Below are 13,026 nucleotides of genomic sequence, written 5' to 3'. Positions count from 1 at the left end.
ACGGTCGGCGCGACCGGCCCGAGACCTCTCGGGCCGGCACCGGGAGGGTGTGTGCCGACCACCCAGGGAGGAGCGACATGGACAAATCCGACATCACCCGACGCGAGTTGGGACTGGCCGCGCTGGCCGGGGCGGCGAGCCTGCAGGCGGGCACAGCGCGGGCCCAGGGGACGTCGCCCAAGGACGGCGGGGTGAAACACGCGGTCGCGCGCTGGACCTTCGGCGACACCGCGCTGCCGGATCTCTGCGATCTGGCCAACGACATCGGCCTGCAGGCCATCGACCTCGTCGGTCCCGACGACTGGCCCACGCTGAAGGCGGCGGGTCTCGACAGTTCGATGTGCAACGGTGCCGAGCCGAACCTGACCGACGGCTTCGCCGACCCGCAATTCCACGACGCGCTGGTCGCCAGCTACGAGCGTCACATCGATCTCGTGGCCGAGGCCGGCTATCGCAACCTGATCCTGTTTTCCGGAAACGCGCGGGGCATGGATCCCGGAACCGGGCTGGCGAACGCCGAGAAGGGGATCAAGCGCATCCTCGGCCGGGCCGAAGAGCGGGGCGTCGTCCTGCACATGGAGCTTCTGAACTCGAAGGTCGATCACCCCGACTACATGGCGGACACGTCGCCCTGGGGCGTCGAGCTGTGCAACCGGCTGGGTTCGGACAGTTTCCGCCTACTCTACGACATCTACCACATGCAGATCATGGAGGGCGACGTGATCCGGACGATCCGCGATCACGGCGACTGTTTCGGCCATTACCACACCGCCGGGGTGCCCGGCCGGCACGAGATAGGCGAAGGGCAGGAGCTGCGCTGTCCCGCCATCGTCCGCGCAATCGAGGAGACCGGCTTCACCGGCTACCTCGCGCAGGAATTCATCCCCACCGCCGACCCCGCCAGCGCCGCGCTGCGCGACGCGGTGGAGATCTGCACCGTCTGAGACATCCAGCGACACGCCAGAGGAGGAGACGAGAATGGCTGACGACATGCACTACGACGCGATCGTCGTGGGCTCGGGGATCAGCGGCGGCTGGGCCGCCAAGGAGCTGACCGAGAAGGGACTCAAGGTCCTGCTGCTCGAACGCGGGCGCAACATCGAGCACCAGGTCGACTACGTGAACGCTCAGAAGGAGGCGTGGGATTATCCCCACCGCGGCGAGCCCACGCGCGAGATGGTCGAAAAGCACCCGGTGCTGAGCCGCGACTATCCCCTGAACGAGCCGACCCACGGCATGTGGGCCGACGAGCAGGAGAACCCCTATACCGAGGAGAAGCGCTTCGACTGGTATCGCGGCTACCACGTGGGCGGGCGGTCGCTCCTGTGGGGGCGGCACACCTATCGCTGGAACGCCGAGGACTTCGAGGCCAACGGCAAGGAGGGGATCGCCGTCGACTGGCCGATCCGCTACGACGATCTCGCGCCGTGGTACGATTACGTCGAAGGACATGCCGGCATCTCGGGCAACCGCGACGGTCTGGACGTGCTGCCCGACGGCAACTTCCAGCCGCCGATTCCGCTGAACATCGTGGAAAAGACGGTGTCGGAGCGGATCAGGACCGAGTTCGACGGCACCCGGCACCTGATCAACGCCCGCATGGCGAACATGACCGAGGACAAGCCGGAAGAGGGGCGCACCCGCTGCCAGTACCGTGACAAGTGCTGGCTGGGCTGCCCCTACGGCGCGTATTTCGCCACGCAATCCTCGACGCTGCCGGCGGCGATGGCGACAGGCAACCTGACGCTCAGGCCCTATTCGATCGTGCGGCAGGTCCGCTACGACAAGGACGCGGGGCGCGCGACGGGCGTCGAGGTGATCGACGCCGAGAGTGGCCAGACCTACGAATACACCGCCGATGTCATCTTCCTGAACGCCTCGACCTTCAACTCGACGTGGATCCTGATGAACTCGGCCACCGACGTGTGGGAGGGGGGCCTCGGCTCGTCCTCGGGCGAGTTGGGCCACAACGTGATGGACCACCACTTCCGCACCGGCGCCACGGCCACCATCGAGGGGTTCGAGGACAAGTACTACTACGGCCGCCGTCCCACGGGCTATTACATGCCGCGCTACCGCAACTGGGGCGGCGACACCCGCGACTACGTGCGCGGCTTCGGCTACCAGGGCGGCGCCGGGCGCGAGGGCTGGGACCGCTCGGTCGCGGAACTGGGCAACGGGGCCGACCTGAAGGGCGCGCTGTCGCGGCCCGGCGAGTGGACGATGATGATGCTGGCCTTCGGCGAGATGCTTCCCGCGCACAGCAACCACATCGCGCTCGACCCGCAGGTGACCGACGCCTGGGGGCTGCCGGTGCTGAAGTTCTCGGTCGAGATCGGCGAGAACGAGGAGCTGATGCGCAAGGACATGCGCGGCGACGCGGTGGACATGCTGACCGCGGCGGGTGGCTCGGACGTCGAGGGCTTCGACTGGGGTTACGCACCCGGACAGGGTATTCACGAAATGGGCACGGCGCGTATGGGCCGCGACCCCAAGACCAGCGTGCTGAACGGCCACAACCAGGTCTGGGACGCGCCCAACGTATTCGTCACCGACGGCGCCTGCATGACATCGGCCTCCTGCGTGAACCCCTCGCTCACCTACATGGCGCTGACCGCGCGGGCGGCGGATTTCGCCGTGTCGGAACTGAAGAAAGGAAACATCTGATGGACCGCAGACAGCTTCTCCAGATGATCGCCGCGGCCACCGGGACCGCCTTCATCGCCGGCGGCGCCCGCGCCTACGAGCCGACCGAGACCGGCAAGAACCTGTTCTCGGCGGAGGAGTCCGAGCTGGTGAACGCGATCGGCGAGACGATCCTGCCCGCGACCGACACGCCCGGCGCGCGCGAGGCGGATGTGGGGCCGTTCATTACCCAGTACGTGTCGGATTGCCACGACGCCGAACAGCAGGCGGTGTTCAAGGCGGGGCTTGAGGAACTGCGCGAGCGTGCGCAGGTCGTCTACGGGACGGATTTCGCGGGGCTGTCCGACAGTCAGCGCCTGGCCTTCGTCGATGATCTCGACCGCGAGGCCAAGATGGTCGCCGTCACGGCGGGCGAGGGGGCCGGCCCGGCCGACCTGCACTGGTTCACGATGATGAAGCAGCTCGTAATCTTCGCCTTCTTCACTTCCGAGGTCGGGGCGACCGAGGTGCTACGCTATGTCGCCGTGCCGGGCCGCTTCGACGGCGACGTTGACTACGACGGCGGGCCCGCCTGGGCGACCTGACGAAAAACGCCGGGGCGCCGTCCCGCGCGGCGCCTCGGCATCACACATCCAAGGGAGAGAGACGATGACACGCACGATGACGGCGCTCTGCGCGCTGGCGCTCGCCGCGCCGGCCGCGGCGCAGGAGATGACCGACGAACAGCGGTCCACCGTGACCGAACTGGAGGGGCCGAAGCCCCAAAAGATCGAGGCCCCTGCCGACGGCGTGCCCTCGGACGCCACGGTACTGTTCGGTGGCGACGATCTTGGCGCGTGGGAAAGCGTCGAGGGCGGCGAGGCGCAATGGCATGTCGAGGACGGCATCATGCGCGTGAACCGCGGCACCGGCGCGATCCGCACGACAGGGGATTTCTGCGACGTGCAGCTCCATGTCGAATGGCGCGCGCCGGAAGAGACCGAGGGCTATGACGGGCAGGACCGGGGCAATTCCGGCGTCTTCCTGCAAGAGCGCTACGAGGTGCAGGTGCTCGACAGCTACGACAACCCGACCTATGCGAACGGTCAGGCGGCCTCGATCTACAAGCAGCACATCCCGCTGGTGAACGCCTCCCGCGCGCCGGGCGAATGGCAGAGCTACGACATCATCTACACCGCGCCCGAGTTCGGCTCGGACGACCGCGTGAGCGAACCGGCGCGCGTGACGGTGATGCACAACGGCGTGGTCGTGCAGAACGACGTGGAGATCCAGGGCAAGACCGTCTGGATTGGCGCACCGTCCTACGACGAGGCTCACGGCTGCGCGCCGATCATGCTGCAGGACCACGACGCCGACGTGGCCTATCGCAACATCTGGGTGCGCGACCTGTCCTGATCCGCCGGCCGGATACGGGGGCCGGGGATCGGACCCGTCCCCCGGATCGCCCGGCGGTTAGAACGTCTTGGACAGCGTGAGCTTGAGATTGCGGCCCGGCGCCGGACGGGTGGCGAGGTGCGGGGTGTAGTACTCGTCGGTCAGGTTCTCGAGCCCCACGCGCAGTTCGGTATCCTCGAGCACGCCCGATTGCGGCCGGTAGGTGGCCCGCAGGTTGTGCACGGTGAAGGATGGCGAGGGCGTGGCCGAGCGGGTCATCTCGGCGTCGGTCACCACTTCCCAGCTGAGGTCCAGCGTCTCGCCCCAGCGCTTGCCGAGGGTCATCCGCAGCTGGTCGGCGGGGATGCCCTCCCAGTCGCTCTTGCCGGCGCCGGGCAGGACGCCCTCGCCCCGCGCGATGTTGGCGTTGAGATCGACATAGACGCCGTTGGCCAGTGAATACGCCGCCTCCAGTTCCAGCCCGCTCAGATCGACCTGGGAATAGTGCGCCCCGCCGGAGGAATACGAGCTGACGGACCAGTAATGGGTGTCATAGGCCATCGCCTTGAGCGCCAGCGCGTCGCCCGCGGCCAGCAGGTCGCGCCCGTCGAAGGACAGGCCCGCCTCGAAGGTCGTGGCCTTTTCCGGCTCGGTCATGAAGGCCGGCGTGCCCAGGTCGTCGAGGATCGGCAGGTTCTCGTTGTAATACGCCCCGCCCAGGACCGAGAGGCCGCCGCTGAACGCGTAGCGCGCCGACACGCCGCCCATCAGCGCCGAGTTGTCGTAGTCGTCGTATCCGTCGCCGCCGATCTCCTGGGTCTCGTAGCGCAGTTGCGGCGTCACGGTCAGCCGGCCCATCCGCATGTCGTCCACCGCGAACAGCGCGACGCGGTCCTCGGTGCCGCCGGGCGCTGCCGAGGCCTCCTTGCGCTCGCGCCGGATGTATTCCGCGCCGATCCGCAGGTCGTGCGACACCGCGCCGGTGTCGAACAGGGCGGTGTTCTTGGCGGTCAGCTTGGTCGTCTCGTAACGGTGGTCGGCGTTAACGGTCGGGAAGCCGCCGGGCGGGAAGGGGAAGCCGCAATCGACGACCTCGCAGATCGACGAGCCGGGGACGTATTCCTGCTCGATTTTCTGGTCCGAGTAGGACAGGTCCACCTCGAGGTCGATCAGGTCGGTGCCCGGCGCGTCGTAGGCATAGCCCAGCACGGCGGTGCTGTCCTCGGTCGCGCGGTCGACATTGCCGAACTGGTCGCCGGTGGTGCCGAAGGAATCGTAGGGCACGTCGCTGCGGTCGGTCTCGGTCCGCGACAGAAGCAGTGACAGGCTGTGGGCGCCAGTCTCGCCGAAGGTCAGGCGCGAGTTCAGCAGCCACGAGGGCAGCGTGTAGCCGTCCTCGGACCGTGGGGTGCCGTCGCCGTCGTCCTGCACGCCCTGCTTGCGCCAGGTGTAGTTGCCCAGCACCTCGAAATTCTCGGTGGGCTGCCACGCGGCGGTGGACGAGCTTGCAAGGCCGTCACCGTTCGAAGAGTATTGCAGTGTCTTCTTGAAGGCGAAGCCGGGTGCGCCGCCTGTCAGGTCAGCGGCCTGGATCGGCTCCAGCCGCAGCAACCCGCCGAAATAGCCCGAGCCGAATTCGAACGTGCCGCCCATCCCGCGCAGCACCACTGCTTCGCGGTAGAGGTCGGGATCGGTGAAAAGCTGGGTGCCGATGCGGTAGAGTTCCTCGCTGCCCTTGGTCGCGCCGCCCACCTGGATGCCGACCTTCTGGTCGGTGCCGTAGGTGCCCGTCGCGCCGAAGCCACGCACGTTGATCCCCGAGCCGACCGGCGAGCCGCCGTTCACGAGGTTCACGCCCGGCACGCTGTCCACGAGCTCGGCGATGGTGCCGGCCTGGCGGTCCTCGATCTCGTCGAGATCCACCACGGTCTCGGCGGTGGCGGTGTCGGTCTGAACCTCGCGTTTGCTCTCGACCACGATGGTCCCGAGCGAGAACTCGGTCTGGGCGGCGGCCGGCAGGGCCGGCGTGAGGGCGGCGCTGCTCAGCAGCAGACACCGCAATCCCGTGCGGTACATCATCTTTGTCCCCTTGGCTGTTGTCGTCTTCTTGCTGGCCAAGGGCTGGCGGGAAGGTTTTTCAGGTTTTGCCTGCGATTGCAGGTCAACGGTTGCATTCGCTAAGTTAGCCGAGTATTTTTGTCAAGAATTATGCGGTCCCTTGGGCCGGGCAAGCGGTGCGGCAATCCGCGCAGGCCAGCGAACCTCTCCACCACAGACGACGACAAGGATTGCCGATGTCCGCCAACCTCACCGCCCCTCCGTCCGCCGCCGCCCTGCGCGCCGCCGCAGCCGAAGCGACCCTGCGCCCGCGCGACCTTGCCGCCTCGCTCGGCGTCAGCGAGGCGCAGCTTCTCGCCGCGCAATCCGACGGTGGCGACGTCACGCCAATCGCTGCCCATCCCGACGCGCTGGTGGCCGAACTGTCATCGCTCGGCGAGATGATGGCGCTGACCCGCAACGAGAGCATCGTCAGCGAGGTCCACGGCACCTATGACGGCTATGCCTCGGGCGGCCATGCCTGCCTGGTCCTGGGCGCCGGGATCGACCTGCGCCTGTTTCCGAAGCACTGGTGCCACGCGTTCGCCGTCGAGGCCGAGACGGCGCAGGGTGTGCGCCGGTCCTTCCAGGTGTTCGACGCCGCCGGCGACGCGGTCCACAAGGCCTATCTGCCGCTCGACGCCGATCCCGCCGGGTGGCAGGCCCTGCGCGACCGTCTCGCGCTGACCGAGCCGTCCGACACGCTGGAGGTCGCCCCGCGCGCCCCGGCGGAGGGCGCAATCGTGGCGCCGGAAAAGGCCGCGGCGCTGCGCAAGGGCTGGGACGATCTGGGCGACACGCACCAGTTCCTCGCACTGACCCGCAAGCTGCGCATCAACCGGCTTGGCGCCTATCGCATCGCCGGGGCGCCGTATGCCCGCGCGCTGGCTCCCGAGGCCTTGTCCGAGGCGCTGCACCGCGTGGCCGGGACCGGGGTGTCGACGATGATCTTCGTCGGCAATCCCGGCTGCATCCAGATCCATTCCGGCCCGATCGGACCGATCCGGCCGATGGGGCCGTGGCTGAACGTGCTCGACCCCGGTTTCGACATGCACTTGCGCGGCGACCACGTGGCCGAGGTCTGGGCCGTCAGCAAGCCCACGCGCCGCGGGCCCGCGCTGTCGCTCGAGGCGTTCGACGCCGACGGCCGCCTGATCGCCCAGATCTTCGGCCACCGCGCCGCCGAACGCGACGAGACCGGCCCCTGGGCCGAGCTGTTGGACGCGCTGCCCGACCGGGCCGTGGAGGGCGCATGATGCCGCCGCTCGCCCGTCTGGCCGCGCTTGCCCTCGCGCTGGCTGCCGCCCCGCTCGCCGCGCAGGAGCGGCCCGACCGCATCGTCTCGATCGGCGGCGCGGTGACCGAGATCGTCTATGCCCTGGGGGAAGAGGATCGGCTCGTCGCCCGTGACACGACCTCGACCTATCCGCCCGAAGCCAGCACGCTGACCGACATCGGCTATATCCGCCGCTTGTCGCCAGAGGGCGTCCTGTCGGTGCGGCCCGACCTGATCGTGACCGAGGCCGGGGCCGGCCCGCCCGAGGCGGTGGAGGTCATCGGCTCCGCAGGCATCCCCTTCGTCGAGATTCCCGAAGGCTTCACCCGCGACGCGATCCTGCAAAAGATCACTGCGGTCGGTGCGGCGCTGGACGTGCCCGACAAGGCGGCGGCGCTGCGCGATCAGGTGGCCACCGACCTGCGCCGCGTGGGCGCCGCCGCCGAGGTGGCCGACAAGCGCGTGCTGTTCATCCTGTCGATGCAGGGCGGCCGGATCATGGCGTCGGGCACGGGCACGGCGGCGGACGGGATCATCGCGCTGGCCGGGGCGCGCAACGCGGTGACCGCGTTCGAGGGCTACAAGCCCCTCACCGACGAGGCCATCGCCGCCGCCCGGCCCGACGTCATCCTGATGATGGACCGGGGAGAAGGGCACGAGACCGCCCGAGCGCAGGTCCTGTCCCATCCCGCCATCGCCTCGACCCCGGCGGGCGAGGCGGGGGCGCTGGTCCGGATGGATGGGCTCTACCTGCTGGGCTTTTCGGTGCGCACCGCCGCCGCCGCGCGCGATCTCGCGGCGGCGCTGGAGACGGTGGGACGATGAGCGCGCTCGCCTTCGAGGCCGCCGGCCCGATCCACACCCGCGCGGCGGGCGACCGCTCCCGCCTTGCCCGCGCGGTCACGGTCGCGCTGGCCGTCCTTCTGGCCGGGGCGATCCTGTGCAGCCTCGCCATCGGAGCCGCGGGCACGTCGCTGTGGTCCGTGCTGGCGGCGCTGGCGCGGGGCGAGAGCGTGCCGCTCGCCGACAGCGTGGTGCTGTGGCAGATACGCGCGCCGCGCACGCTGATGGGGATCGGCGTGGGCGCGGCGCTGGCGGTGTCCGGCGCGCTGATGCAGGGCCTGTTCCGCAACCCGCTGGCCGATCCGGGCATCGTCGGCGTGGGCGCCGGCGCGGGGTTGGGCGCCATCGCGGCCATCGTCATGGGTGCCGCCCTGCCGGCGATGATCCGCGAGACGCTGGGATACTATCTCGTGCCGGTCGCGGCGTTCCTGGGGGGCTGGGTGTCGACGCTGGTACTCTACCGCGTCGCCACGCGGCGGGGGCGCACTTCGGTCGCGATGATGTTGCTTGCGGGGATCGCGCTCGGCGCGCTCGCGGGGGCTCTGTCGGGCATCCTCGTCTACATCGCGGACGACGCACAGCTGCGCGACCTGACGTTCTGGGGCCTCGGTTCGCTGGCCGGGGCGACGTGGTCGAAGGTGCTGACCGGCCTGCCGATCATGCTGCCCGCGCTGGTCGCCGCGCCGTTCCTGGCGCGCGGGCTGAACGGGCTGACACTGGGCGAGGCGGCGGCCTTTCACCTCGGGATCCATGTCCAGCGGGTCAAGAACGTCGCCATCCTCGCCGTCGCGGCGGCGACGGGGGCGGCCGTCGCGCTGTCGGGGGGCATCGGCTTTGTCGGGATCGTGGTGCCGCACCTGCTGCGCCTGATGTCCGGACCGGACCACCGGTACCTGCTGGTCAACTCCGCCCTGCTCGGCGCGGCGCTGCTGCTCGTGGCGGACATCGTCTCGCGCACGGTGATCGCGCCTGCGGAGCTGCCGATCGGCATCGTCACGGCGGTGCTGGGCGGGCCGGTCTTCCTGTGGATCCTGTTCCGCCAGCGCGGAGTACTGGACCTGTGACGCTCGAGGCGAACGGGATCACGGTCCGCCTGGGACGGAGCCGCGTGCTGCGCGATGTGGCCTTCTCCGCCGCCCCCGGCGCGGTCACCGCCATCGTCGGCCCGAACGGGTCGGGCAAGACGACGCTCCTGCGCGCCCTCACGGGCGAGGTGCCCCATGAGGGAACGGTGCGCCTGAACGGTCGTGACACCGCCGAGGCCGCACCGTGGCAGCTGGCCCGGCAGCGCGCGGTGCTGCCCCAGGCCACGACGCTGGCCTTCCCGTTCAACGTGATCGAGGTCGTCAGCCTTGGCCTGCAGGAGGCCGGCGCCTGGCAGGTCGCGCGGCAGGCGCTCGTGCGGGTGGGCCTGTCAGGCTACGAGGCGCGATACTACCAGGAGCTGTCGGGCGGCGAACAGCAGCGCGTGCAGCTGGCCCGCGCCCTGGCGCAGGTCTGGCAGCCAGTGGGGGAGGCGGAATCGCGTTGGCTGTTCCTCGACGAACCGGTCGCGTCGCTGGATATCGGCCACCAGTTGCAGGTGATGCGGATCGCGCGGTCCTTCGCGGAGGCCGGCGGCGGAATCGTCGCGGTGATGCACGACCTGAATCTCACCGCGATGTTCGCCGACCGCGTGGTGCTGTTGGAAGGCGGGCGCGTGCTGGGCGAGGGGGCGCCCGAGGCGGTGCTGACCGACGCGCTGCTGTCGCGGGCCTATAACTGGCCCGTTCGCGTGGGCGTTGCGCCTGCGGCGGTGCTGTTCGTGTTGCCGCAGGCGGCGGGAGACGGTCGGGCGGATTGACACGGGAAGGGCGCGGACGCCGGCCAGACAAGCATGCTTCCGGTCACCAAGCGAGACCTCGAGGCGGCGCTCCGCCGAGACGGGCAACTGACGGGTGGCGGCGCCACGACGTCACAGGGCATGAGGTCGAAATGAACCCGTTGCCTCGCACGCAACCGTGAACGCCGGACCGGTGTGAGTCCGCGTCGACGCGATACCTCCCGTCGCCAAAACTAACCTGAGTAAGCGCTGCCGCGCCTCCGGCCTGCTACCAGATGATGCCCGCTCTGGATTCAGCGGCAAACGCTTTTGAAGTAGTCGAGAGGCGCGGGGCTCCAAGGGCCCGCGCCTCTTATTACCGCATCATTGCCGCGCGGAACCGGGACGGGCGGGAGGCCGGCATTGTACCGTTGCCCCGATGCGATCGTCGGTCTGCAATGGCGGTCTACCCGAGGACGGGACCGCCATGATCCAGGTAGGCCGGGTCGAAGTCGGCACGCTCGAGCAGGCGGTCATAATCGTCGAACCGGACAATGCCCCCGCGGAACGTCACCAGGCGGTCCTCCCGCAGGCGGCGGAGGATCCGGTTGACGTGGATCGCGCTCAGACCGAGCGCATCGGCCAGGTGATACTGCGTCAGCGGGCAGGCATACCCCTCCCTCCCGCCGATGCCGACGAGCGCCAGCCGGGCCGACAGTTCCAGAAGGAAATGCGCCAGCCGGACATCCGCGTCACGGCGCGCGACACTGACCAGATGCTCGACCACCATCGCCTCGTCGCGGGAGGCGGCCCAGAGGATCGCGGCGGCCAACCGGGGCGAGCGGCCCAGTGTGTCCAGCAGCTCGTCCCGCATGATCTCGGAGGCCTGGATGCTGCCGATCGGTTCGAAGCTGTGATCCGACACGCGCAGCATGAGGCTGCGGAGCCCGAGAAAGTCGCCCGGTATCTGGAAATCCACGATCTGCCGCGACCCGTCGGCCTGAAGCTTGTACGAGCAGACCCAGCCCTCGGCCAGGATATAGGCCGCCTGTTCCGACTGCCCCTGATGGACGAGATCGCGTCCGGAGACGAACGTCTTCCGCCGGCGATGCAAACGCTGCATCAGGGCCGTCTCACCCGTCGAAAGGGTGGCGAAGGCCGAGAGCTTGCGGATCAGCGGGCTGGTCTCGACGGCGGTCATGGAGCCTCGTCTGGCAATGTCACACGTCTTGGTACTTCGGCGTCGAGACTGCTTTCAGTCAGTCCGCCATATCCGTTTCGCGTTCAGGATGGTGAGGATCCGCGAAACGCTTCCCGCGGTCTCGGACCCGGCGAAAGGATACTCCGTGCCTCACGAGAACGACTATTCCGGCATGGCCGCGCTTTCGATCTGCGAGTCGCTCCTGCTGGCGATGAACGACCGCGGGATCCTCGAGGGCACCGAGATCGTCGGCGTGCTTCGCGATGCCGCCGCGACGCATGAGACGGCCGCCGGCGACGGGGGCGAGAGAGAGGCCCACCTGGCCGTGGCCGCGTTGATCAACCGGATCATTTCCGGCGGGAACTCGGTGCGCCGGAAATGATCGCGTGTGGGTGGCCTGTCGCGGGAGAGCGCAACGCGTCCCCGAAGGTTCGCGTGGCGGGCGGCCCGCGGCGGGGCCGATCAGCGTTTCTTGCCCGGCTTCGGATTAGTCGGGTGAAACACCTTGGTGATGTCCGTCGCCGGCGCCGGAGCCGCCTTTTCCTGTTTGGGTTTCTTTTCTTCGCGTCCCCTGCGGGATTTTCCCTTGGCCATCGAAGGCCTCCTGTACTGAACGTTGAGCGACCGAATCCGAGACCGAGTCCGGATCGGGGAGAGGGGAGACGGCGCCGCGCCGGGTCTGTCGAAAGGAAGGCTGTCGCGGGGCCGGGTCGTAGCGATATCCGGAACGTGGGGGACGTCGTCACCGTGGTCGACGCAGGATGGCGACATCCATTTACCAAGATGGGGAGTGATGCGGCGAAAAGCAAGCGAGGCACCGCACCTTGAGCGCCGGGTTGACGGTAAGGCAAGGCGGTTCTCCTGCGGGACGGAGCGACCCTCCGGCGTGCCGGCCATGACCGCCGTGACCATCCACCACCGCACCCGGTATCGCTATCGCGAGATGGTGACGTTCGGCCCGCATTGGTTGATGCTGCGCCCGCGCGAGAGCCGGGGGCTGAGAGTGCGGGACCTCGTCGTCACGATCTCGCCCGAGGCGCGGCTGGACTGGGGCGAGGATGTCTGGGGCAACGCGGTGGCCACGGCCACGATCGGCACACCGTCGGACGCCCTGCTGATCGACAGCCGGCTGTCGGTGGACCTCGAGGCGGAGGCGTGGCCCGTATTTACGATCGCCCCCGAGGCGCATCGCTATCCGTTCCGCTACGCCGATACCGATTGGACCGACATGGGGGCGCTGACCGTGCCCGCCCATCCCGACCCGCAGGGGCGGCTGCAGGGATGGGCGCGTGGCTTTGTCGCCGGGAAGGGCGAGGGGACCGATACGCTGTCGCTGCTTCAGGATCTGAACGCCGGAGTCGCCGGGGCCACGGCGTATCGTTGGCGCGAGGAAGAGGGCACGCAATCCCCGCTCGAGACCCTTCGCCTGGCAAGCGGGACCTGTCGCGACCTCTCGGTTCTCTTCGTCGAAGCGCTGCGTCAGCTGGGGTTCGGGGCGAGGCTCGTCTCGGGCTATCTGTTGCCCGAGGAGGGCGGGGCTCCCGGCGCGGTCGGCACCGGGGCGACCCACGCCTGGGGTGAGGTGTTCCTTTCCGGCGCCGGGTGGATCGCCTTCGATCCGACGAACCGGAGCATGGGCGGACGCAACCTGATCCCGGTCGCAGTGGGCCGTGACATCGGGCGGGTGGTGCCGGTTTCCGGAGGGTTCAGTGGGGCGCGCGATTCGCTGGTCGAGCTTTCGGTCGAGGTGGACGTGATACGGGAATGACCGGCGGTGCGTGGGGCGGC

Annotated in this window: 13 protein-coding genes; 10 read left to right on the top strand and 3 right to left on the bottom strand. The window is 69.0% G+C overall.

Annotation, left to right across the window (positions count from 1 at the left end; all coding sequences use genetic code 11):
* Positions 1–77 precede the first annotated feature (77 nt).
* The 4 genes from BMZ25_RS06965 (at position 78) to BMZ25_RS06950 (ending at position 4,041) form a co-directional block, all read left to right on the top strand.
* Positions 78–944 carry a hydroxypyruvate isomerase family protein gene (locus BMZ25_RS06965; RefSeq protein WP_092690791.1) on the top strand — a complete coding sequence of 289 codons (867 nt, stop codon included), beginning with the start codon at positions 78–80 and terminating at the stop codon, positions 942–944.
* Between the two features lie 34 nt (positions 945–978).
* Positions 979–2,667 (top strand): GMC oxidoreductase, encoded by a 1,689-nt coding sequence (locus BMZ25_RS06960; RefSeq protein ID WP_092690788.1) that lies wholly within the window; start codon positions 979–981, stop codon positions 2,665–2,667.
* Positions 2,667–3,230, top strand: coding sequence for a gluconate 2-dehydrogenase subunit 3 family protein (locus BMZ25_RS06955; protein WP_092690781.1), 564 nt, complete (start codon positions 2,667–2,669; stop codon positions 3,228–3,230). The genes BMZ25_RS06960 and BMZ25_RS06955 overlap by 1 nt, the downstream gene beginning before the upstream one ends.
* Positions 3,231–3,294: 64 nt before the next feature.
* Positions 3,295–4,041 (top strand): 3-keto-disaccharide hydrolase, encoded by a 747-nt coding sequence (locus tag BMZ25_RS06950; RefSeq protein ID WP_092690775.1) that lies wholly within the window; start codon positions 3,295–3,297, stop codon positions 4,039–4,041.
* A gap of 57 nt (positions 4,042–4,098) precedes the next feature.
* Here BMZ25_RS06950 and BMZ25_RS06945 read toward each other — a convergent pair whose 3' ends face one another.
* Positions 4,099–6,099, bottom strand: a complete 2,001-nt coding sequence (locus BMZ25_RS06945; protein WP_235859806.1) for a TonB-dependent receptor plug domain-containing protein — start codon at positions 6,097–6,099, stop codon at positions 4,099–4,101.
* 215 nt (positions 6,100–6,314) lie between these two features.
* Here BMZ25_RS06945 and BMZ25_RS06940 point away from each other — a divergent pair, with 215 nt between their 5' ends.
* From BMZ25_RS06940 to BMZ25_RS06925, 4 genes are read left to right on the top strand one after another with little or no spacing between them, the layout of a single operon-like run.
* A complete protein-coding gene (locus BMZ25_RS06940; protein ID WP_092690767.1) occupies positions 6,315–7,373 on the top strand; it encodes a hemin-degrading factor in 1,059 nt (352 codons plus the stop codon).
* Entirely contained in the window at positions 7,373–8,218 is an 846-nt protein-coding gene (locus BMZ25_RS06935; RefSeq protein WP_092691036.1) for a heme/hemin ABC transporter substrate-binding protein, read from the top strand. Before BMZ25_RS06940 ends, BMZ25_RS06935 begins: the two co-directional genes overlap by 1 nt.
* Positions 8,215–9,300, top strand: coding sequence for a FecCD family ABC transporter permease (locus BMZ25_RS06930; RefSeq protein WP_092690764.1), 1,086 nt, complete (start codon positions 8,215–8,217; stop codon positions 9,298–9,300). The genes BMZ25_RS06935 and BMZ25_RS06930 overlap by 4 nt, the downstream gene beginning before the upstream one ends.
* Positions 9,297–10,079, top strand: coding sequence for a heme ABC transporter ATP-binding protein (locus BMZ25_RS06925; protein ID WP_092690759.1), 783 nt, complete (start codon positions 9,297–9,299; stop codon positions 10,077–10,079). Before BMZ25_RS06930 ends, BMZ25_RS06925 begins: the two co-directional genes overlap by 4 nt.
* Positions 10,080–10,503: 424 nt before the next feature.
* On the opposite strand, the gene BMZ25_RS06920 is transcribed toward BMZ25_RS06925, so the two are convergent.
* Entirely contained in the window at positions 10,504–11,238 is a 735-nt protein-coding gene (locus BMZ25_RS06920; protein WP_092690757.1) for a Crp/Fnr family transcriptional regulator, read from the bottom strand.
* A 172-nt stretch (positions 11,239–11,410) separates the two neighbouring features.
* Here BMZ25_RS06920 and BMZ25_RS06915 point away from each other — a divergent pair, with 172 nt between their 5' ends.
* Positions 11,411–11,620, top strand: coding sequence for a hypothetical protein (locus BMZ25_RS06915; protein ID WP_218142521.1), 210 nt, complete (start codon positions 11,411–11,413; stop codon positions 11,618–11,620).
* A gap of 80 nt (positions 11,621–11,700) precedes the next feature.
* Here BMZ25_RS06915 and BMZ25_RS21280 read toward each other — a convergent pair whose 3' ends face one another.
* Positions 11,701–11,832: a hypothetical protein gene (locus tag BMZ25_RS21280; RefSeq protein ID WP_268874195.1), complete on the bottom strand. Its 132-nt coding sequence runs from the start codon at positions 11,830–11,832 to the stop codon at positions 11,701–11,703.
* A gap of 301 nt (positions 11,833–12,133) precedes the next feature.
* Here BMZ25_RS21280 and BMZ25_RS06910 point away from each other — a divergent pair, with 301 nt between their 5' ends.
* Complete coding sequence (locus BMZ25_RS06910; protein ID WP_092690750.1) at positions 12,134–13,006, top strand: transglutaminase family protein; 873 nt, start codon at positions 12,134–12,136, stop codon at positions 13,004–13,006.
* The last annotated feature ends 20 nt before the right edge of the window (positions 13,007–13,026 follow it).

The organism is Tranquillimonas rosea, assembly GCF_900111315.1.
Classification (GTDB): Bacteria; Pseudomonadota; Alphaproteobacteria; order Rhodobacterales; family Rhodobacteraceae; genus Tranquillimonas; species Tranquillimonas rosea.
The sequence above is the reverse complement of the archived record's forward strand: the minus strand, read 5'-3'. Positions and strand labels throughout refer to the sequence as shown.

Bases quoted from the DNA above. Each gene is read 5' to 3' on its own strand.
- BMZ25_RS06965 (WP_092690791.1), top strand. From the start codon at position 78: ATGGACAAATCCGACATCACCCGACGCGAGTTGGGACTGGCCGCGCTG.
- BMZ25_RS06960 (WP_092690788.1), top strand. From the start codon at position 979: ATGGCTGACGACATGCACTACGACGCGATCGTCGTGGGCTCGGGGATC.
- BMZ25_RS06955 (WP_092690781.1), top strand. From the start codon at position 2,667: ATGGACCGCAGACAGCTTCTCCAGATGATCGCCGCGGCCACCGGGACC.
- BMZ25_RS06950 (WP_092690775.1), top strand. From the start codon at position 3,295: ATGACACGCACGATGACGGCGCTCTGCGCGCTGGCGCTCGCCGCGCCG.
- BMZ25_RS06945 (WP_235859806.1), bottom strand. From the start codon at position 6,099: ATGATGTACCGCACGGGATTGCGGTGTCTGCTGCTGAGCAGCGCCGCC.
- BMZ25_RS06940 (WP_092690767.1), top strand. From the start codon at position 6,315: ATGTCCGCCAACCTCACCGCCCCTCCGTCCGCCGCCGCCCTGCGCGCC.
- BMZ25_RS06935 (WP_092691036.1), top strand. From the start codon at position 7,373: ATGCCGCCGCTCGCCCGTCTGGCCGCGCTTGCCCTCGCGCTGGCTGCC.
- BMZ25_RS06930 (WP_092690764.1), top strand. From the start codon at position 8,215: ATGAGCGCGCTCGCCTTCGAGGCCGCCGGCCCGATCCACACCCGCGCG.
- BMZ25_RS06920 (WP_092690757.1), bottom strand. From the start codon at position 11,238: ATGACCGCCGTCGAGACCAGCCCGCTGATCCGCAAGCTCTCGGCCTTC.
- BMZ25_RS06915 (WP_218142521.1), top strand. From the start codon at position 11,411: ATGGCCGCGCTTTCGATCTGCGAGTCGCTCCTGCTGGCGATGAACGAC.
- BMZ25_RS21280 (WP_268874195.1), bottom strand. From the start codon at position 11,832: ATGGCCAAGGGAAAATCCCGCAGGGGACGCGAAGAAAAGAAACCCAAA.
- BMZ25_RS06910 (WP_092690750.1), top strand. From the start codon at position 12,134: ATGACCGCCGTGACCATCCACCACCGCACCCGGTATCGCTATCGCGAG.